19 protein-coding genes are annotated in these 20,170 nt (G+C 62.4%); 8 read left to right on the top strand and 11 right to left on the bottom strand.

The window, feature by feature from the left end; translation table 11 throughout:
• Positions 1-16: 16 nt before the first annotated feature.
• A complete protein-coding gene (locus ACP3TE_RS08710; protein ID WP_426736073.1) occupies positions 17-1,765 on the top strand; it encodes an ABC transporter transmembrane domain-containing protein in 1,749 nt (582 codons plus the stop codon).
• Positions 1,762-3,543 carry an ABC transporter ATP-binding protein gene (locus ACP3TE_RS08705; protein ID WP_426736071.1) on the top strand — a complete coding sequence of 594 codons (1,782 nt, stop codon included), beginning with the start codon at positions 1,762-1,764 and terminating at the stop codon, positions 3,541-3,543. Before ACP3TE_RS08710 ends, ACP3TE_RS08705 begins: the two co-directional genes overlap by 4 nt.
• 209 nt (positions 3,544-3,752) lie before the next feature.
• On the opposite strand, the gene ACP3TE_RS08700 is transcribed toward ACP3TE_RS08705, so the two are convergent.
• From ACP3TE_RS08700 to ACP3TE_RS08690, 3 genes are all read right to left on the bottom strand, one after another.
• On the bottom strand, positions 3,753-4,796 hold the full coding sequence (locus ACP3TE_RS08700; protein WP_426736069.1) for a hemolysin family protein: 1,044 nt from the start codon (positions 4,794-4,796) through the stop codon (positions 3,753-3,755).
• Positions 4,793-6,139, bottom strand: a complete 1,347-nt coding sequence (locus tag ACP3TE_RS08695) for a hemolysin family protein (protein WP_133833963.1) — start codon at positions 6,137-6,139, stop codon at positions 4,793-4,795. The genes ACP3TE_RS08700 and ACP3TE_RS08695 overlap by 4 nt, the downstream gene beginning before the upstream one ends.
• A 661-nt stretch (positions 6,140-6,800) precedes the next feature.
• On the bottom strand, positions 6,801-7,589 hold the full coding sequence (locus ACP3TE_RS08690; RefSeq protein WP_105658950.1) for an SDR family NAD(P)-dependent oxidoreductase: 789 nt from the start codon (positions 7,587-7,589) through the stop codon (positions 6,801-6,803).
• Between the two features lie 287 nt (positions 7,590-7,876).
• Here ACP3TE_RS08690 and ACP3TE_RS08685 point away from each other — a divergent pair, with 287 nt between their 5' ends.
• Both ACP3TE_RS08685 and ACP3TE_RS08680 read left to right on the top strand, forming a co-directional pair.
• Positions 7,877-8,455 (top strand): hypothetical protein, encoded by a 579-nt coding sequence (locus ACP3TE_RS08685; RefSeq protein WP_105658949.1) that lies wholly within the window; start codon positions 7,877-7,879, stop codon positions 8,453-8,455.
• Entirely contained in the window at positions 8,452-10,038 is a 1,587-nt protein-coding gene (locus tag ACP3TE_RS08680) for a GMC family oxidoreductase (RefSeq protein WP_105658948.1), read from the top strand. Before ACP3TE_RS08685 ends, ACP3TE_RS08680 begins: the two co-directional genes overlap by 4 nt.
• Positions 10,039-10,055: 17 nt before the next feature.
• Here ACP3TE_RS08680 and ACP3TE_RS08675 read toward each other — a convergent pair whose 3' ends face one another.
• The 3 genes from ACP3TE_RS08675 to ACP3TE_RS08665 all read right to left on the bottom strand — a co-directional run bounded on the left by ACP3TE_RS08675 (position 10,056) and on the right by ACP3TE_RS08665 (position 11,880).
• Positions 10,056-10,856: an IclR family transcriptional regulator gene (locus ACP3TE_RS08675; RefSeq protein WP_105658947.1), complete on the bottom strand. Its 801-nt coding sequence runs from the start codon at positions 10,854-10,856 to the stop codon at positions 10,056-10,058.
• A 95-nt stretch (positions 10,857-10,951) separates the two neighbouring features.
• Positions 10,952-11,272, bottom strand: coding sequence for a putative quinol monooxygenase (locus tag ACP3TE_RS08670; RefSeq protein WP_105658946.1), 321 nt, complete (start codon positions 11,270-11,272; stop codon positions 10,952-10,954).
• 191 nt (positions 11,273-11,463) lie between these two features.
• On the bottom strand, positions 11,464-11,880 hold the full coding sequence (locus ACP3TE_RS08665) for a cold shock domain-containing protein (protein ID WP_426736065.1): 417 nt from the start codon (positions 11,878-11,880) through the stop codon (positions 11,464-11,466).
• Between the two features lie 25 nt (positions 11,881-11,905).
• Here ACP3TE_RS08665 and ACP3TE_RS08660 point away from each other — a divergent pair, with 25 nt between their 5' ends.
• The gene (locus ACP3TE_RS08660; RefSeq protein ID WP_133833961.1) at positions 11,906-13,138 is read left to right on the top strand and encodes a glutaminase; all 1,233 of its coding nucleotides are present in this window, start codon (positions 11,906-11,908) and stop codon (positions 13,136-13,138) included.
• 10 nt (positions 13,139-13,148) lie between these two features.
• Here ACP3TE_RS08660 and ACP3TE_RS08655 read toward each other — a convergent pair whose 3' ends face one another.
• On the bottom strand, positions 13,149-15,035 hold the full coding sequence (locus tag ACP3TE_RS08655; RefSeq protein ID WP_426736062.1) for a glycerophosphoryl diester phosphodiesterase membrane domain-containing protein: 1,887 nt from the start codon (positions 15,033-15,035) through the stop codon (positions 13,149-13,151).
• 178 nt (positions 15,036-15,213) lie between these two features.
• Here ACP3TE_RS08655 and ACP3TE_RS08650 point away from each other — a divergent pair, with 178 nt between their 5' ends.
• Positions 15,214-15,474: a GlsB/YeaQ/YmgE family stress response membrane protein gene (locus ACP3TE_RS08650; RefSeq protein ID WP_426736060.1), complete on the top strand. Its 261-nt coding sequence runs from the start codon at positions 15,214-15,216 to the stop codon at positions 15,472-15,474.
• An 88-nt stretch (positions 15,475-15,562) separates the two neighbouring features.
• Here the strand turns inward: ACP3TE_RS08650 and ACP3TE_RS08645 are convergent, their stop codons facing one another.
• Positions 15,563-15,862, bottom strand: coding sequence for a hypothetical protein (locus ACP3TE_RS08645; RefSeq protein WP_133833959.1), 300 nt, complete (start codon positions 15,860-15,862; stop codon positions 15,563-15,565).
• A gap of 283 nt (positions 15,863-16,145) precedes the next feature.
• Positions 16,146-16,694 carry a MarR family winged helix-turn-helix transcriptional regulator gene (locus tag ACP3TE_RS08640; RefSeq protein ID WP_426736058.1) on the bottom strand — a complete coding sequence of 183 codons (549 nt, stop codon included), beginning with the start codon at positions 16,692-16,694 and terminating at the stop codon, positions 16,146-16,148.
• Positions 16,695-16,901: 207 nt separating this feature from the next.
• Between ACP3TE_RS08640 and ACP3TE_RS08635 the strand changes: the two genes are divergently transcribed.
• Positions 16,902-17,345, top strand: coding sequence for a hypothetical protein (locus ACP3TE_RS08635; RefSeq protein WP_426736055.1), 444 nt, complete (start codon positions 16,902-16,904; stop codon positions 17,343-17,345).
• A 135-nt stretch (positions 17,346-17,480) separates the two neighbouring features.
• Positions 17,481-17,963: a hypothetical protein gene (locus ACP3TE_RS08630; protein ID WP_105658938.1), complete on the top strand. Its 483-nt coding sequence runs from the start codon at positions 17,481-17,483 to the stop codon at positions 17,961-17,963.
• A 645-nt stretch (positions 17,964-18,608) separates the two neighbouring features.
• Here the strand turns inward: ACP3TE_RS08630 and ACP3TE_RS08625 are convergent.
• Positions 18,609-19,112 (bottom strand): DUF3253 domain-containing protein, encoded by a 504-nt coding sequence (locus tag ACP3TE_RS08625; protein WP_105658963.1) that lies wholly within the window; start codon positions 19,110-19,112, stop codon positions 18,609-18,611.
• A gap of 307 nt (positions 19,113-19,419) precedes the next feature.
• Positions 19,420-19,920, bottom strand: coding sequence for a hypothetical protein (locus tag ACP3TE_RS08620; protein WP_105658936.1), 501 nt, complete (start codon positions 19,918-19,920; stop codon positions 19,420-19,422).
• Positions 19,921-20,170: the final 250 nt, after the last annotated feature.

Genomic DNA, 20,170 nt, shown 5'->3' with positions numbered 1-20,170 from the left:
GCATATTATGGGTAGCATGTCCTCATCTATGCTCACCGGGCGCACTCTGCTGCGCGGCATGCTGCGAGCCGAACGCGGCCGCATCATCGGCGCCATCGCCCTCCTTTCCTGCTGGACAGCGGGCGAAGCGCTTGTCCCCGCGCTGGTCGGTGTCACCATCGACCACGCCATCGCCGGGCAGAGCTTGCCGCTGCTGGTGGTGTGGCTCGCCGCACTCGGCCTGTGCTTCCTCATGCTGTCCTCCGGCTACCGCTTGGGTGCACGGCTGGGCAACTCCGGAATGAACCGCCAGGTGCACCTGATGCGAACCCGGATCGCCGAGCATGTCATGGACCCCGGCTATCGGCCTGCCACCGCACGGATGCCCGGGGAAATTGCTGCCATCACCTCGGTGGACACCACCGTCACCGCGACGATCATCCGCCAGGCTTCCCTGGGCTTCAGCGCCTTGGCGGGCCTGCTGGTCTGCGCCGGATACCTGCTCTGGGCCAACCTCTGGGTTGGCCTGGCGGTGCTGGCCATCACGCCACTGGGCATGGCCGCCCTGCGCTGGCTGACCCCCAGATTGAGCCGGGCCAGCGACCGGTTGCAGTCCGATATCGCCGCATCCGGCGCGGCGGCCGCCGATCTCATGGCAGGAGTCCAGGTACTGCGTGGCATCGGCGGCCAGGACCAGGCATCCGAGCGCTACCGTGCCGCCAGCCGCAGCGCCGCCACCGCGGGGGTGGCCTCCGCTTCGGCCACCGGACGGATCGAGGGCGCCCAGGTATTGATCTCGGGGCTGGTGCTGCTGTCCGCCGCCAGCCTGGGCGCCTGGCAGGTTGCTGAAGGAGCCATGGGCATCGGCACCTTGCTGGGTGTGCTGGGCGTGGCCCAGTTCTTGTCCACGCCGCTGGGCACCCTGGTCTCAACGGTGGAAGCCGGCACCCGGTCCATCGCCGCGGCGGATCGCGTTGCCGCATTGCTGGCCGACGGCGGGCGGCAACCCGGAACCCGGCGTCCGGCAGCTGAGCCGGATGCAGCACTTGCCTTGGATGTGCCCGGGCTTGGCGAACGCCCGCTGGTTTTCGTGCCCGGCAGGTTCACCGTGCTGGTCTGCGCCAACGACAGCATGCGCCACCGGCTGGCCAAGCTGCTCAGCGAAGGCTCGGAAAATCCTGGCACCGCGGCAGTCCGCGAAGGTACAGCGGCGGCGGCTGCCGCGCGGCTACTGGTTGATGGAGTCGACGCCGCGCAGATCGATCCCGCCTACCTGCCGCAGCTGCTGCGCATGGCCCCGCATCAGGCGCACCTCATCGAGGGCAGCGTGAAGGAAAACATTGTGGGCGACGCAGCACTGCCCGACCCGCAGACCCTGCAGCTGCTGCTGCGCGCCAGCGGCGTCGACGAGCTGCTGGGCACGCTGCCCGATGGGCTCGAACACCAGGTCCAGGGCCGTGGACATAACCTTTCCGGCGGCCAGCGTCAACGCATCGCACTGGCCCGCGCATTATCCGGCGGACCGTTGGCGCGCGTGCTGCACGATCCAACCAGCGCAGTGGATTCGGTCACCGAGGCGAACATCGCCCAGGGCCTGGTCCAGCTGCGCGCGCATGCCGCCAGCAACGGAGCCGGGGCAGGCACCTTGCTGGTGCTGAGCACATCCCCCACCCTGCTGCATGCCGCAGATGAGGTGCTTTTCCTCGCGGCCGATGGAAGCATCACGCGTTCCACCCACCGCGCACTTGCAGAAAATACGACCTATGAAAAGGTGGTCGGCCGATGAGCGCTGTTCACGACCGGGCAGAACCCTCCGCTCCCGCCCTGCCGACCGCCAGCGCCGCTGCGGCCTGGCGGGCATTGCGGCGAACGCTTCGCCCGCACCGCCTGCTGATCACCTGGGCATCCGTGATCACCCTGGCTGCCTCCGCAACGGCCATGGTCCCGCCGTTTGCCATTGGCATCCTGGTGGATGCGCTGGGCACCGGCGCACCGGGCTCCGCCCTGGTGTGGTGCCTGGCCTCCATTGCCGCCTCCTTGCTCGGCGGCGCGCTGCTGACCTGGTACGCCCGGGTGCTGTACGCGCGCATTGCTGAGCCGACGGTGGCCACGCTGCGCGAGGACGCGGTAGAGCACGCGCTCCACCTGGAGTCGGGAATCCTGGAGCGCGCCGGTGATGGCGAGCTTGTCTCGCGTGTCTCGGATGACTCGCGCCTGATCTCCCAGGCAGTAGCCTGGCTGCTGCCCGCGTTGTTGTCCGCCGGCACGCTGCTGGTGCTGTCGGTTCCAGGGCTGTTCACCCTGCACTGGGTGCTGGGGCTCACCGGGCTGATCGCTGTCCCGATGTACCTGCTCTCGCTGCGCTGGTACCTGCCACGCAGCGCACCGCTCTACCGCGAAGAACGCGAGATCCTCGCTCGACGCACCAATACCTTCTTGAACGCATTCCATGGCCGGGCTATGCTGCATTCGCAAGGCTGGGCGCAAACGCAAATCGATGCCCTTGAACACGCAAGCGACGATTCACGCCACGTCGCGGACCGGGTTTTCCGCATGCTGACCCGGTACTTCGCACGCAACAACCGGGCCGAATTCATCACCATGGCCGCGCTGCTGACCTCGGGGTTCTTCCTGGTCCAGGCCAATGCAGCGACGGTTGGCGCTGTCACCACCGCGGCTCTGCTCTACCATCGGTTGTTCGACCCGATCTCCGAGGTGGTCACCTTGTTCGACATGCTCCAGGAAGCGGGGATCGCGTTGCGCCGGGTGACCGGAGTGTTGCTGGCCGCTCGGCGCACCCCGCTGGCCAGATCCGCGGTTCCCTCAGCTTCTTCCCCTGCCGAGGGACTGACTCTAAGTGGTGTCAGCCACCGTTTTGAGACCGGCCCGCAGGTCCTGGGCAATCTCGACCTGCATCTGCGCGATGGCCAGTGCGTCGCCTTGGTCGGTTCGACCGGCGCCGGGAAATCCACAGCAGCCAAGATCTTGTCCGGCATCATCGAGCCGAGCACAGGCACCGCGGCGTTGGATGGAACCGCGCTGGCCGCCCTGGACACCGCGACCCTGCGCCGCAACATCGCATTAATTTCGCAGGAGACCCATGTCTTTGCGGGAACTGTCCGGGAGAACTTGCTGCTGGGATCCACGGCGCCGTGCACCGATGCCCGGATTCAGCAGGCGTTGGAAACCTGTCACGCTGGCTGGATTAATGCACTGCACGAAGGCCTTGATACCCTGCTCGGCTCCGATGGGCATCAATTGACGGCCCACGAACAACAGCACCTGGCGTTGGTCCGCATTGAGCTGCTCAACCCGCGCATCATTGTGATGGATGAGGCCACGGCCGAGTCCGGTTCCAGCAACTCGCGGACCCTGGACATGGCCGCCGCCGCGCTGGCTGCCGGGCGCACCGCCTTGGTGATTGCCCACCGGCTTTCCCAAGCGCGTTTGGCCCACCGGATCATTGTGATGGAGCACGGTCAGATTATCGAGGATGGCAGCCATGAGGAATTGCTGGCAGCCGGTGGGCGCTATGCCCAGCTCTGGGCCGCGTGGGAAGGATAGTTCACGTTCTCCTGGCAGCCATGTTCAGTCCGACGTCGAATAGCTGCTGGCTACGGGCTTCGCACCGCTCGGGGCGGCGCTGGTGCTCTCGCGCAGGATTCCCCCTATGCCAAGGCGCCGTGATGCCTTGGACGAGCAGAGCTGGAGGCCCGAGATGTCCCATCCTGCCTCCAGCCCCTGCCCGGTGCTTTATTGTCCGGCTTGCGCGGCTAGCTTGCGCTGCGGTGCTCGTCCCTGATCTGGCCGACCAGCTCTGCGAGCATGTCTTCCAAGGTCACCATGCCGGTGACCTTGCCCGTTTCGCCATCACGCACCAGGGCCAAATGGGCTCCGGAGAGCTGCATTTCCTGCAGCGCGGTGCGCACGCTTTGCTGCTGCCCGAAGGACGGCAGCTCGCGGATGCCGCTGGGCTGCAGCGGCCGCGTCCGGGCTTGCGCGTCGGCGCCCAGCACGTCCTTGACGTGGACATAGCCCACCGGGGTGCCGCCGGCGTCCACCAGCGGGAAGCGCGAGAAGCCATGCGCGGCCGCCGCCTCGATCTGCTCTATCGTGGCATCCACCGGCAAGGTCTGCACCTTATCGAAGCTGATCGCCACGGACTCGATGCTCCGGGCATCGAAGTGCAAGGCGCCCAGCAGCAGCTGCTCGTCATGCGCATCGAGCAGGCCTCCCTCCCGGGATTCGGCCACCATGGAAGAGACCTCGTCGCGGGTAAAGGTGCTGGCCACTTCGTTCTTCGGAACGACGCCGAAGATCCGCAGCACCAGGTTGCCCATGGCATTCATCAGCCACAGCACCGGGCGCAGCACCTTGACCAGGATGACCATGCTCGGGCCCAGGATCAGCGCCATGCGCTCGGGTCCGGCCAACGCCATGTTCTTGGGCACCATCTCGGCAAGCACCACGTGCAGGTAGGTCACCGCGATCAGCGCAATCGCGTAGGACAGCGCGTCGATCATGCCTGCCGGAACGCCGATGGCTTCGAAGGGCCCGGCCACCGCGTACTTCACCAGCGGCTTGGTGACATAGCCCAGCGCCAGCGAGCAGACGGTGATGCCCAGCTGGGCACCGGCCATGACCAGCGAAACGTTCTCGATGGCCCACAGCGTCATCTTGGCGCTGCGGCTGCCGTCCATGGCCTTGGGCTCGATGATGCTCCGGCGTGCGGAGATCAGCGCGAATTCGGCGCCGACAAAGTAGAAGTTCGCTGCCAGCAGCGCGACCGTCAACAGAATTCCCATAAGGTCGCTCATCGCGCGTCCTCCCCTTCTGCCTGCTCGGACACCGTCACATCGACACTGGCGATCCGCTGCCCATCGGTGGCGTGGATGGTGAATTCAAGTTCCTTATGCGGTCCACCGGGCTCGCCCGGGACCACGAGGCGCACGACATCGCCCACCTCGCCGAACTTGCCCAGCTGCACGGTCAGCAGTCCTGCCAAGGTCTCGTAGTCCGAGTCCTCGGGGATCTGGCAGCCCAGCAGCTCATTGGCCTCATCCGGCCGCAGTGCCGCATCCAGCCGCCAGGAGTTCCCGGAGAGCACCTGGATGGTGGAATCCTCCGGGTCGTGCTCATCGCGCACTTCGCCGACGATTTCCTCCACGAGGTCTTCCAGCGTGAGCATCCCGGCGACGTCGCCGGTCTCGTCGATCAGTACCGCCAGTTGCAGCCCGCCGTTGCGCATCTGGTCCATCAGCTCATCGAGCTCGATGGTATCCGGGACCAGGAAGGCATCTTCTGCACTGTCCCCGGCCGCGGACTGCTGCCGCTGCGCGTAGGGGATGGCGAGCAAGGCGCGGATGTGCACCATGCCCAGCACGCGGTGCCCGCCCTCGTCCACCAGCGGGAAGCGGGAATGCCCGGTCCGCGCGGCAAGCTCCAGCACTTCGTGCACCGTCTCCTGGGCGGTCACGGTGATCATCCGCGATCGGGCGGTCATCACATCATGGGCCCGGCGGTTGCCGAAGGCCACGGTCCGGCGCAGCATTTCGGCAGTTTCCGAGGGAAGCAGTCCCTCGCGGGCCGAGTGCCCCACCAAGGCCACCAGTTCCTCGGCCGAACGGGTCGAGGCCAGCTCTTCTTGCGGCTCGATGCCGAAGCGGCGGACAATCCAGTTGGCGTTGCCGTTGAAGAATGTAAGGAAGGGCTTGGTCACGACGCTGAAGCCGCGCTGGAACCCCACCACGGCCTTGGCTGTTTCGAAAGGCTTGGCAATGGCCAGGTTCTTGGGAACCAATTCGCCGAAGACCATGGTCAAGATGGTGGCCAGGATCAGCGCAATGGCAATGGAGACCGAGCGGGCCAGGGTTTCGTCGAGGCCGAAGTCCTGCAGCGGCCCGACGACCAGGGCCGCGATGGCCGGCTCGGCGAGGAAGCCGATGCCGAGGTTGGTCAGCGTGATGCCCAGCTGGGCGCCCGAAAGCTGGGTGGACAATGTTTCCATGCCCTTGAGAACACCGGAGGCACGGCGGTCGCCGTTCGCGGCGGCCTGCTTGACCTGATTCCGGTTTACCGTGATCAGCGCGAATTCAGCGGCAACGAATAATCCGCAACCGAGAATGAGGAGAAGCGCTATGAGTAGCGAGATCCATTCCAATTACATGCACCCCCTGACCTGCGGAGCCTGGCCGGCATGCCTTCCGGGCAGAGGGTTGGAACTATGAGATCTACTGTCGCCTGAAGCGTCCATCATTCCCTTCCGACCGGAGTATCTTCCTCCGGCCTGCTGTGTTCCATCAATTATCAGGCATGTTGCGCGCCAAATTGGTTGAACCGTACAATTGTTTGCCCAATCCCCTGCTCTTGCATAGAGATTTCACAAGATTACCGGCAGGCGAGCTGATCGGCTATGCCGGAGATTCAACAAACCTGTATCTTCGGTTCAGATCCATTGGCTTCTTTTAAGTCCGCGAAATACGCTGGTCCGGCGCATGGCGCCCAAGAAGGAGAAGCTCTATTTCCGGGCGCTACCGTCTTCGGCGGTTCCTGACGGGCGTGGCTCACTGGCGTATTGCTCTTAGCTTCTTCCAACGACCTGGACACGCAGTTCAACTAGGCCGAAGACCCGCAGAATTTCGTCATCGTCAGGCACGGATCTCAAGAATGCGGACGTCGAAGGGCTGACTACCGCTTGCTTGAAGATGCGCAAATGCCTGGGCGGTGGGCACTGAGCCGGCCGTTTGCCGGCTCACCCAACAGCGAAGAGGTTCGCCGCGGAGCTACAGTGCTCCATGGCGAACCTCGTCAATGCCCATGCGTCAGGAGAAGTTGATGCCGCCATCGATCAAGACAGTCTGGCCAGTCATGTGGTCCGAGTCCGGCCCTGCCAAATAACTCACCAGCTTGGCGACGTCCTCCGGCTCGGAAACACGGCCAGCCAGAATGTTGTCCACCTGCGCCTGCAGGGCACTGCCCCTCGGGGTTCCTTCACGCGCCGTGAGCCGCTCGTCAATCAAATCCCACATCGCGGTTCCCACCACGCCCGGCGCATAGGAATTGACGGTGATGTTGTGTTTGGCGAACTCCATGGCGGCCGCTTGGGTCAGTCCTCGCACCGCCCATTTGGTGGCCGAATACGAGGCGAGGATGGGAAACGGACGGAAAGCAACGATGGATGCCGCGCCAATGATTTTCCCGCCGCTGCCCTGCTCAATGAAGCGCTTGGCCGCCAGCTGGTAGGAATAGAAGACGCCTTTGATGTTCACGTCGAGCATGCGGTCCAACGCCTCGGGTTTCACGTCCAGGATCTCGTCAACCTGCGCAATGCCGGCGTTGGCCACGAACACCGTCAGGTCGCCCAAGGCTTCGGTACCCTCCTTGATCATCCGTTCCACGTCTTCGGGGTTCGACACGTCTCCGGCTACCCCGACCGCACGGCGCCCGCGCTGCTGAACGGCGGCGATGACCTCATCCACGTTCTCCTGGGCTCCCGGGACATCGGCAACGATGATGTCCTGCCCATCATCAGCCAGGCGCTCGGCGATGGCCCTTCCAATCCCTCGTCCTGCGCCGGTGATGAGTGCGACCCCTGCGGTGGATCCTGCCATGGTGATTCCTCCTGTTAGATGCTGCTCGGACTTTGAAGCGGCCCCTTGGCCCGTCGAGTCTGCCCAGCTTGGGGCCCGCGCTCGCTCCGGGGATAGCTTCGTTCTCGCAGAGCGATAATGCCCGCAACGTGGCGCCGAGCGAGTTGCCGGGCCATTCTCACCAGCCGATAACGACGCTGGCAGGACTGTGACGTGCACTACATAATCCAAGTAAGGCTTCACTGCCGGTTTCTCTGCAGAATCAGCGCAGGAACTGACCTAACCGTCTAATAATCGAGGTGACAACAATGGTGTTCCCAGCAAAATATTCATCTCTCAACGCCCTGGAGCTCTCGGATGAGGCTCGGCGGATCTTGACCCGGATCATTCGAGTTTCGTTTCCGCACCCGCAGTTCCCGGATGGGCCCTACGAGCGCATGACAGAGAAAATCATCGAGGCTTCAGCCGAATCCAGCTGGTTCCGCATGGCTTTGGCCCAGGGCTTGATGACCCTGGATACGCTCAGCGAAGAGCATTTCCTGGATCTTCCCGATGACCGTGCACTGGCGGTGCTCAAGCGCATCGCGGATCTGGAGTTCTTCGCCTTCATCCGCCGCACCGTAGTCCTCAATTTCTACGATGACCCCGAAGTGCATCAGGCCCTGGGCTACGAAGGCGAATCCTTCTCCAAGGGCGGCTACGTGAACCGCGGTTTCAATGATCTGAATTGGTTGCCCGAACCGCGCATCGAGGAAAGCGGAGAGCCCGTACAAGACCAGGGCCCGCTTCCCTACGCCGTGAAAGCCTACGCCCCAGAAACCAGCAGCAAACCCGTGGACAACGTCCTGGGTGATTCAGGAATCCTCGAGGAAGGGACAACCCGATGAGCACCGAAGAGCAATCGGCAGTGCACGACCATGACGACGACTCGGTAGTTGTCGTCATCGGCTCCGGTGCCGGCGGCGGAACTTTGGCCCATGAGCTGGTTTCCAAGGGAGTCAAGGTGGTCATGCTGGAGGCTGGCCCGTATCTGAAGAATGAGGACTACCACCAGGACGAATGGGCCGCCTTCAACCAGATGGCTTGGCTGGATCCGCGGACCACCTCGGGGTCATGGCGCGTGGCCCGCGACTTCCCCAATCTGCCGGCCTGGATCGTCAAGGCGGTCGGAGGCACCACCACCCACTGGTCCGGGGCCACCCCGCGATTCAAGGCACATGAGTTCAAGGCGCGCAGCACCTACGGCCGGGTCGACGGGGCCAACCTGCTGGACTGGCCCATCACCCTGGACGATTTGGCACCGTACTACGACCGTGCCGAGCAGAAGATGGGCAGCACCCACCGCCACGGGCGTCCCGCGCTGCCGGCCAACAACAACTACAAGGTTTTTGCCAATGGAGCCCAGCGCCTGGGCTACCGCCAGTATGCCACCGGGCCCTACGCAACCAATGCCGAACCCTACGACGGCCGCCCAGCATCCATCCAGGATGGGTTCAACTTCCAGGGCGACAAGAACAAATCCAAATGGTCCACAATGGTCTCGGAAATCCCGAAGTCGCTGCGCACCGGCCTGCTGGATTTGCGTCCCGAATCGCATGCTGTTCAAGTTACCCATACTGCTGCCGGCAAGGTGGACGGAGTCATCTACATAGATTCCGAAGGGAACCCGCAGCGCCAAAAAGCACGCATCGTGGCGGTGGCCGGCAACGCCATTGAAACCCCTCGCTTGCTGATGCTGTCAGCTTCGCCGCTGTTCCCCGATGGATTGGCGAACTCCTCGGGCCAGCTGGGCCGCAACTACATGCGCCACACCACCGGCAGCGTCTATGCCAAGTTCGACCAGCCGGTGAACATGCACCGGGGCGAGACGATGGCCGGGCTGATTGCCGACGAATCCCGCCATGATCCGGATCGCGGATTCTGCGGTGGCTATTACATGGAAACCATCGCGTTGGGGCCGGCGTTCCTCGCCAGCTTCGTGGAGCCCGGCGGCTGGGGACCGGAATTCACTACGCTGCTGGACGACTACTTGAACACTGCGGGCATGTGGATTACCGGTGAGGATATGCCGCAGGAAAGCAATCGAATCACGCTGAACAACACGGTGAGCGACCGCTTGGGCCTGCCGGTGCCGAATGTCCATTTTGACGACCACTCCAATGACCTCGCCATGCGAACGCACGGCTACCAGCAGGGTTCGCTGCTCTTCGAGGCAGTGGGCGCGCGGTCCACGCACCACACTCCCCCGTACCCGTCGACGCATAATCTCGGTACGGCGCGAATGAGCCAGCGTCCTGAAGACGGGGTGGTCAACGCTTTCGGCCAGGCCCATGATGTTGCGAATCTGTTCATCTCCGATGGCTCGCAATTCACCACTGGAGCCGCGGCCAACCCGACCTTGACCATCGTGGCGCTGGCCATCCGCCAGGCCGAGTACATCGTCGAGCAAATGGCCCAGGCCAAGTTGTAGGCTGTCCGGGCACCTCGTTAGTCGGCGCAAGCTGCGCCTAGCATCGAGGTGCCCCGCAGCGCGCGGCTCACCCGCGAAGCCACATCGCGCAGCAGGACGGAGACGTCTCGGTGGCGGGTCTGGAATTCGGCCGGGTCCATGGAAACTGCCACCGATCCGATGACTTGCCCGGCGCCCGTGGTTACCGGGGCGGCCATGCAGGAGGCGCCTCGGATGAATTCTTCGCGTTCGATGGCAATGCCGGTCTCGCGTACGGCGTCCAGTTCTGCGGCAAAGACCTGCGGATCGCAGATGGTCGCGGAGGTCATCCCGGGCATGCCGTGCTTGTCCAGGTAGGCGTGGCAGCGTTCGGCATCCATGGCCGCCAACAGCACTTTGCCGAAGGCGGTGGCATGGGCACCATTGTTGAACCCGAAGCCCATGGGGGTGATGCGCGGGCGCAGTGGCGACTCAACGACGTGGGCGACCACGATATCTTCTCCGCGGTGCACTGCGTAGTAGGCGGCGGCATCGGCCCGCACATGCAATTCGCGGATCAAGCGCGCCACCGAAGGCGGGGTGCCTACCTGCCGGCGCAGCGAGTTATCCAGGGCGTGAAGCTTGTAGCCCAGGGCATAGAGCCCTTCATCGCGCAGGTGGACCAGGTGGCCCGACAGGGTCAAGGTCTTGAGCAGGCGATAAACGGTAGGCAAGGGCATCTGCAGTTCTGCAGCGATCTCCTTGGCAGCCATACCCCGGTTATGCGCGGCCACCACGTCCAGCAAGGCGAATGCTTTTTGAACTGAAGCAAGGCCAGCTAGTGAATCGTTATATCCCATAACCCCATCTTGTCGAGGTGAGCTGGGAACTTCAATATGAGTCGCAGCTGCCGCTGGCCTTGCCCCAGCAATTTCAGGGTTCATCGCAAAAGTTGCTAGCTGATTTCCAATTCGCCCATGCGGTCCCAGGTATCGCCTTCGATCTGCCGGCTGACAATGCGCGGAGTTTCAACCAGGGCCGGCGCCATGTCGATCATGGCCTGCTTGAAGTGGTCGCTGCCCACGTGGTCTCCAGCTGCGTCGTCCTGGAAGGCTTCAACCAGAACGAATTCGTTGGGGTCTTCAAGGCTGCGCGACCAATCAAACCAAAGGTTGCCTGGTTCCGCACGGGTTGACTCGGTGAAACTGCGCACCAGATCCGGCCAGCGGTCTGAGCAATCCGGCTTGACTTTGAATTTAACGACAATAAAGTACACGATGACGTCCTTTCGGTAAGCAGCACATCCCTGCAGAAACAGGGCCTACTGCCAGTTTCCCCGGTGCCACGCGGCTGGGCCTATACGCATTATCGACAGGCGAGAATGCGGCAATCCCAAGAGGACAACAGTGTCCTGCAGCAGCCATCCTGTCCGCGGCTCCAGGCGCGATAGTGGCAGTGAAATCCAAATCAGAGCAGCCTCAGCAGCGAGTGGTTGCCGGCCAGATCCTCATCGCCCATCACGGCATCCTTCGGCGGTCCCGCTTCAATCTTGTATTCGACTGATTGGCCTTCTTCGACGCTCATGAATCCGCAGCTCTGAATTGCACTGCAATGCGCGAAGGCATCGGCAAATCCGCCACAAGGCTGGATGAATCCGAAATTGCACGCATGATCAGCCTGCATTTCATGATCTCTCTCCTTATGATCGGGGCCAGCTTTCTGTCCCCATAGAAGTCGCCGCACGGCAAAGCCCTGCGCGGCTGAACGTCCCAGAATTCCAGCAACTTCTGCAGGCACTTTCTGACCGGCCGTAAGCATGGGTACACGGCATAGGGCGCTCTTGCCGATAGGGTGGGCCGTAACCGGAACAATGGCAGAATCCACCCGAGATCCAAGAGGAAATGGCACCATGAAGAATCCGATTCCCGATTACCTCCACGAAGTGCTCGATGCGCTGCGCGACGACACCTCCGGGCAGCGCGCCGGCTACATTCCCGAGCTGGCCGACGCCAATCCGGATTTCTTCGCCCTGGCCGTGACCACCGCTATGGGCAGCACCTACACCGCCGGGGATGCCGGGATCGAGTTCACCATCCAGTCCATCTCCAAGCCCTTCGCCTACGCAGCGGCCATCATGGACCGCGGGTTGGAGCATGTGCTGGAACATATCGGGGTGGAGCCTTCGGGCGAGGCCTTCAACGAGCTGTCGCTGGAGGATGGCACCAATCGGCCGAAGAACCCGATGATCAATGCCGGGGCCATCGCCGCCCACGGCCTGATGGTCGGCGCCGACGCCACCGGCGAGCAGCGCGTTGACCGGGCACTGGATTTGTTCTCCGCACTGGCCGGGCGCCGGCTGCGCATCGACGAAGCGGTCTTCAACTCGGAGCTGGGCACCGCGGACCACAACCTGTCCATGGCCCACATGCTGCGCAAGCACGGGATCATCGACGATGACCCGCATGAGGTGGTCACCGGCTACACCCGCCAGTGCTCCATCCTGGTCACCGTGGCGGATCTGTCGGCGATGGCCGCCACCTTGGCCAATGGCGGGGTGCAGCCGTGCACGCACGAGCGGATCATGGACGAGGCCACGGCCCGCCAGGTGATGTCGGTGATGGCGGTGGCCGGAATGTACGACGGGGCCGGCGACTGGCTGACCCGCGTCGGGATCCCCGCCAAGAGCGGGGTGGCCGGCGGGCTGGTGGGCGTGCTGCCGGACCAGGTGGGCATCGGCGCGTTCTCGCCGCGGCTGGATTCGCACGGCAACAGCCAGCGGGCGCGGCGGGCCTTCGAGCGGCTGTCCACGGACATGGGCATGCACCTGCTGGCCCCGAGCCATGGCCGGCTCGATGTCATCGACGTGCAGCGCGGCGGCACGCGCGAGACCTTCTCGCTGCAGGGCAACGTGCAGTTCACCGCTGCTGCCGAACTGCTCGATATCATGTCCGAGTCGCGTTTCGACGGAGACGTGCACGTGGATATTTCCCGGGTCTTCTCCTTCACCGATGTGGCCCGGCGAATGACCTTGGAAGGGCTGCGCCGGCTGCGCAATGAAGGGCGTCGGGTGTTCTTGCATGATCCGCTGCAGTCGCTGGCAAATCCGGATTTGGGCGATGGTACCTATCCGGAGACGCCCTGAGCGCCGGAATCTAGCGGAAGATGTCCAGGTACGCCAGCGCGGAACCCACCCGGTACTCCGCGGCGGGGTTGTTGGCCACCAGGTAGCGGTCCCGGATGGCCAGTTCCACGTTGTCGGTGACGATGCCGTCCACGCCGATGCCCAGCAGCTCGCGGATGGTGGACTCGTCATTAACGGTCCAGGCATACACCTCCCGGTCCAGCGCGTGGGCCTGCTCCAGGAATTCGCGGGTGAAGGAGGCCTGCTCCAGGGTGTAGAAATCGGCGTTCGCCTTCGGCAGCCCGCCCACGCTCATGGCCACGGTCAGCCCGACCCGCAGCTCGGGGCGCTGCGCCTTGATTTCCTTGACTGCCCGGGGGCTGAGCGAATGGTAGATGTTCTGCGTGGTGTTCCCGGTCGCGTCCAGCTGCGCCAGGAAGCGCTCCAGGTAGCCCTTGGATTCGTGGCCGGTGACCTTCAGCTCCACGAGCACCGGGATGCCCAGCTCATCGGCGTGCTCCAGGTACTCCTGCATGGTGGGGATGCGGTCGGCGAAGCCGCCTTCGCGCACGGTGACCTTCCGGACTTCGGCCAGGGTCATCTCGTGGATGTTCCGGTTCACCCCGGCGACCACCAGCAGGTTGGTATCGTGGCTGGCTACGAAATGCCCGTCCGCGGTTTCCTGGAAATCGGCCTCGACGATGTCGGCCTGATGCGTTGCCGCGGCTTCCAGGGCTCCCAAGGTGTTTTCCACCCCGCCCGCCGAGTAGCCGCGGTGGGCCAGGATCTGCGCGTCCCCGGCTCCCGTTGCGGTCTGCCCCAAGGCAGGGGATGCGGCAAAGCTCGCTGAAAGCACCAAGGCCGCGGCCGCGGTCCCGGCGGCGGCCTTCAGCGCGCGCGACTGCGCGCTGCGATGCCGCTGCGAGCGCTCCTGCAGGGTGACGGGCAGTGCCAGGTACTCGCGGCTCAGGGCCACCACAACCTGGATCGCCACCACGGTCGCGGCTCCGATCAGCAGGAAACCGAGCGTGTGTCCCACGCCGATGCACAGGGTCGCCACCAGCGCGGAGTTCTGCACGCCGAGCAGGCTGGCGGCCAGATCCGAGGTCCATACCAGCGCCTCGACCAGCAGTGAGGCGCACAGGGCGCAGACTCCCAGCGGGATCCCGATCAGCAGCAGGTAGCGCAGGCTGTTGCGGTGCGTGGCCTTCAGGCTGGTGCCCAAGGCAGCCAGCGGCCGCTTCGGCCCGACAGCCAGCAGCGGCAAGGTGAGCACCAGGCGGAGGTTGGCGTAGATGATCGCCCCGATCATCAGCAGGTAGATCCCCGTGCTCAGCGGCGCCTTGAGGTACTCGCGGGTCACGAAGGGCGGGATCCCCACACCCTGGATCAGCACCGAAGACAGGCCCAAGCCGCCCAGCGGCAGGGCGAGGAAAAAGTACACCATCATCAGCGGCGAGGGGTAGGACAGCATCCGGCCAAGGCAGGCGGCGGTCTCGCGGCACTCGGCCCGCAGGTTGGGAGGCTTCCCGGATTGCTGGCGGTTGACCATCACGATCAGTGCCACGAACTGCACGCTCACCGCGCCCAGTGCCAGCACCGCGATGGCCAGCAGGAGCAGCACCGAGACCGGGTGGGCCAGCAGCACGGTGTAGGTCCGGTCGGTGACGTTGTTCAGCTTGCTGATTTCCAGCGCCAGGCCGAAGAGGTACTTGATCGCAGGGATGACCAGCAAGCCATTAGCTGCCTGCAGGGTGGTGATCACCGCCAGGTAGCGGAAAACGCGCACGTGCCCAAGCTTCAGCACGCGCAGCAGGAAACCGAGGATCTGCCTCAGGGCAGGCAGGCCGCGGCCCGAGGGCAGCGCAGCGGCAGGAAAGTTCTGCCTGTCCTTGCGCGATGAAATCCTTGGGTCCACTGCTTTGCTATGCCTTCCCGCCCGCCGGGTACACCTCGGCGGCTCCTTGCAATTCTATCGCCGCCACGTGCCGTTCGCTGTGCGCCTGCTGGATGGCACCTGCGGGTAGCTTGCTGGACAAGGGGCGAGTGTCGCCGCCAACGGGCAAGACCCAATACGAACTAGTCGAGAAGAACCCATGGATATTTTAAGTTGGATCGTTTTGGGACTGATCGCCGGTGCTATTGCCAAGGCCATCAAACCCGGAGAGCAGGGCGGCGGACGGCTCGCTACTTTGCTGCTGGGCGTCGTCGGCGCAATCGTAGGTGGCTGGATCGGCCCAGCAGTCTTCGGCGAAGGCGTGGACCAGTTCTGGTCCCTGTCCAGCTGGGTCCTGGCCATTGGCGGTTCGCTGATCGTACTAGTCATTAGGGGATTGCTCACGCGCAAGCGTGCCTAACTGCACCTGCAGAGCAACGGTCCACCACGGAATAGTGGTGGACCGTTGCCGTGTGATGAAGTGCCTCTCGCATGCCTGCGCCGGTTGCTCACTGGCGAGAATCGGATTCAAAGTCCCGATCCCGAGCCGAATCAACCTCGGGGCCAGTGTCCGCTTCTCTGGTGGAAGACTCAAACTGTTCCAGTTCATCAGTACTGTGCTCGTGAATCGTCTCGCGTAGACCCTCGACTTCCTGGGCCCGTCCTTCCCAGTAGGCCGGCTCTAAGCCGAAGCCATTAGTCGCTTCTTCGGCCATCTTCTTGAAACCATCTCGATGGTCCTCCAGAGCGTTATTCAGATCCTCGAACTCAGCATGACTGACACTTACATCAACGTGCTTTCGTGGCATTTGCATCATCCTAACTTGTTAGAAAGGCTAAATACTTTCTGGTTTCGTCTAACTTACGCGTCCAAGTTGCCTGCGACAGCTACCACAAGGTTTTCCTCAGAAACCTGTCTTCAGAAACACAGGAACTAGGCCCCTCGCGCGTCAGACGATCACTCAACTAGAGACGTGGAGAATCAAAATCACTGAAGGAAACTAAACGGGCAACTATCCCTTGGTCGGTCTGCTAACTAAGGTATCGGTCAGATCTTCCAGCGTGGATAAAGCGGTGCTATGCGCTCTGCACCTACCGGGAAGACGCGGTGCTCTCCGCCATCTGAGATTTCCCCCTGGAAGGCTGGCTTGGCTCGTCCTCGACCTCGACGCTGCGGATCATGGCCTTCAGGAACTTGGCAACCGCAACCCTCTCGGCCTCGGAGAGCGTGCCTACGGCATCCATCATCTGCTCATGCATCCGATGCAGCGTTCCTCGAACGTCCGTATCACTGTAGTCAGTGGGCACAATTCCCACAGACCGCCGATCTGCAGGATGCACAATACGCTCGGCATACCCATCGCGGCATAACCGGTCGATCAATACCGACACCGAAGCATTGGAGATCCCCAGTTCCTCAGCAAAATCCCGCTGGCGGGGAACCAACCCCTTACGGTGCGCAGCGAGCAGGAAGCGCAGCGCCGACATATCGGTCTCATTCATTCCCATCGAACCGCGGGTCGCAGCTCGCATCTTGCGCTCCGCCTCACGGTACTTGCGCATCAGATTCAACAAATCCACCGCCTCGGGCACCGAACGGCCCTCGCCGTACCAATACCCACTGGCTTGATACCTACTCATGAAAACTCCTTCCGCCGGATGCGAACGCCATGCCCGCAACCCCTGGGGTTCCAATACCCTTCTTCGCGAGGTCCAGCTTGCTCAACACAGAAAAAATCATGTAACCTATCTAATAGTTAGCTTGTCTAAAGATATTCTACTACGAAACAGCTATCAGTACCGGAGTGAAAGATGAAAGAATCCTTAGCAGTTCCCGTAGAAACAACGATGCATGACACCAATTCGTGGACCAGGCGAATCCACAAAATTGCCGCCTTCGCCTCTGAAGAGTGTCGGAGCCGGGACGCGGTGCATTCAGCAATATGCACCATTACCGGGTCCCCGGAGCAGCTGGTCGTGAATTTGGCCTGCACCGCGAAGAGTGAACGGGACGTATCCTCGCTGATGCAATATGTCAACGACACCCTCATGCCGCAGATGGAGACAGCACTCGGTGTCCGATTCGAGGTGAAGAATCTGCAGTTCGCCGTCGCCGGCAAGGAGAGCCTGCTCGCAGCACCAGAGCACGCGCCCGAAGCTGGACTCCCAGCACATTGGCTCGATCAGCCTTCCACCGCACCTTCGCTGGCCCCCACCACTGGTTTAGTGTTCGAACCTACCAGTTTGGGAAGTGAATCAGATGGATCCCATGCAGATTTGAGCATGGCCTAGGATCTGCAGCACCCGCCGCACGCCAAGAGCGGCACCACCAAAACGACGGGACCTTTCCGAAGCGCATCTCACTGCGGAGAATTACGTCCACATCGATATTTTTCATGAGCAGTGCACGAAAGGGAAGTATCTAAAATGCCAGGTCGAATCGCACGAACCCGAACCGCAGTCAGAGTCGCTGATTTTCTCGCCACCCGTGAAGGCAAGTCCCACCTGTCCGACTACGGCTGGGCGCAGGGAATGCCGATCGTCATGACGCAGCCTGCCGAATCGCTCAACGATGCCATGGGCATGGCATCAATCCATGGCCGTGCAGTGCTGGTGGCCATGCTCGATCCGCAAACCGAAGAACTGCACATGATGCATGTCACCGTCCCCCAAGCAGCACTGAAAGTCACCAGGGCCTGCGCTGATCGACTCACCATGGAAGAGTTCTTCGAACGCCTGGCGACCGAGCTCATTGCTGAGTTCCGTGTGAAATTCTGGAAGAACACTGCCGTCGCCCACAAGATCCCAGCCTGCCCCGCTATGCAGTCGCGAACCACCTCACCGGCTCGATATCCTCTCCCGGAACGCTGCCACGCAGAAGCGCCCGTCGCGGCGGGCGCCAGCCAGTAAGCCCTTCAGCCCAGCGGTCCTGGCTCATTCTCATGGCCGGTCAATACCCATGTTGGGTTGGACCGCTAATGGGCCAGAACCGGGCTTCTTCTGGGGGCTAGTTGTTGGCCTCGGTCCTCTATCCAGGGTTGCGGATACCAGGATCCAGAACAGCCACTAAGCCACAACAAAGTGCACAAAGCGTGATGGCATTACCCATGAAGCGATGATGCTCCCCTTTCGTAGCCTTCGAACCGGGATCTTCTGCCTGCCAGTTCCCTTTCAATGACGCCTTTTCGTGAAAATCATTAAGAAATGCTCACCATCAGCACGTAAAGTTACCTGGGACGCAGCGTCCACTTCAGTCGACTGCCTCCTTTCGTTGGAACTTCGGCAGTTAAACATTTAAGGACGGATTCCAGGAGCTCAGCGAAAAAGTTCATCCCCTACCGAGTTATGCTCGATATTGACCGCGAAGACGACAGCTACTGCCTCTTTAAAGCGCTCCAGCATTACGGTCGATAGCTTAGCGACCACAGCCGGCTCATGGTCACCGAGCACGGCGTCTAGAGGGTCGACTCCTTGCCCGAAGCACTCCCTCTTCACCGGGCATGAAGACCTCGGTGCCAGCATATTCTCGGTTCTTCCCCTAGAGATCGGGCAATTTTATTCGCCTGGGTGTCGGCGTCTAATCCGAATTGGCCCTTTGACACCGTCAGCTTCCACGGGCTCGCCATTTTGAGTTGCAACGACTTCACCTTGCACGGCCAATGCCGCGGCAATCTGGCGCACTTGTCCCATGTACTTACGCCACCCTTCGTCCGGCCCGCCCACTATGCGTGCAACATCACTCGGGCAGATTGACGTGTTTGCCCTATGGCTCAGCAAGCTGCGAATGGTCGCGCGAATTCGCTCTCCCATTGAATCCGATTCCGGCTCCTCCCACCACGGCTGTCCACGTTCGCCCAGTGCGAGCTTGGCATTATTCACACGCTTGCTAGCGCCGATTTCGCCTTGCTTGACTGCCCGGCGGGCTGACATCAGCTCGTTGACCAGCTCTTGTCGTAATTTCGCAGGGATCGAGGGATCACTGGCTCTCCACCGCCGCCCCTTGATTATCAGGTAGCGCCCGTCGGTGGTGGTTTGTACTGGCTTCTCTGAAGGTGCCATCCTATACCCCATCTCCATTCAAAGTCCGACTCCCGAAGCGCACCGTCGCGCTGATCGCATCCTATGGCGAATGAGTCAACTACTAGAGAATTTGCTTTCTATAAATCGTCGAAAATTAACTTGATGAAGGGCAATTGCATTCGCGGACTGCCGCAGGGTTACAGCTGTTTGATAGCTGCAGGGCTTCGGCATTTTATCTTCGTGGCTAGTGCCAGATAGGCGCTGGCACTCCCCCGACCTCTGGGGATGCTCGCTTGGTTTCGGAGCACGCCAACTACTCATCAAATGCTTCCGATACCCGCTCCGATCATGGTTTGGCTGATGCCGGGTTCAATTTTTCCCCGAAGGCAGGGGTCGTTACGGCGCATTCCACGCGTTCGCCGGGCTTGCCGGTTTGCGCCGCGATCTCCTTTACCCCGTCGAGCAGGATCCGGCAGGTGGCGGTGCTGCCTGCGGCAGGCGTAGCCGCGATGGCTGCATCCTTTTCGGCCGTGATGACGCTCTGCGCAGTCCAGATTGATTCGCTGTTCTTGCCAGCACCGCTGGTCGTGGCCACCGCTTGCTCGGTCACTTCGGCCGAGTCTTCGCCGCGGCTGGGCGAGTCCAGGTAGGACACATCACTCAGCGCATCGGCGGCTTCCCCGCTCACGGTGATCTCGTAGGTCACCGCCCAGGCATCCGCAGTCGATTTGTCGAAGCTTTCAATGGCGCCGCATCCAGTCAGGCCCATGCCGAGGACAAGCGCTGCGGAACTGGCCGCCAGCCAGGTCGAAGTGCGGTTGGATGCTGAACGCGAAGTGCCGTGCATGGGATTCCTTTTCTCAGTTGGACGCAGCTGCTGCTTTCACTACGTGTCAACACTAGTTCCGCGCGCCGGCGATGTCCTCCCGACCGGGAATGATATCCGTTGCCCCGCCTCCCCCTCAGGGTGGAGGCAAGGATCGCCAGCGCTCCCCCCCTGCCTGCCGCGTCTTGGATGCCCCGCAGCCCTGCGCAACGCGGTAAGCTCACTGACTGGACCCTCGCCGTTGAAAGGACATGATCATGCAGCTGCAGCT

It is taken from the genome of Glutamicibacter sp. 2E12 (assembly GCF_050030965.1).
Lineage (GTDB): Bacteria > Actinomycetota > Actinomycetes > Actinomycetales > Micrococcaceae > Glutamicibacter.
This window is presented reverse-complemented; position numbering and strand designations above follow the sequence as displayed.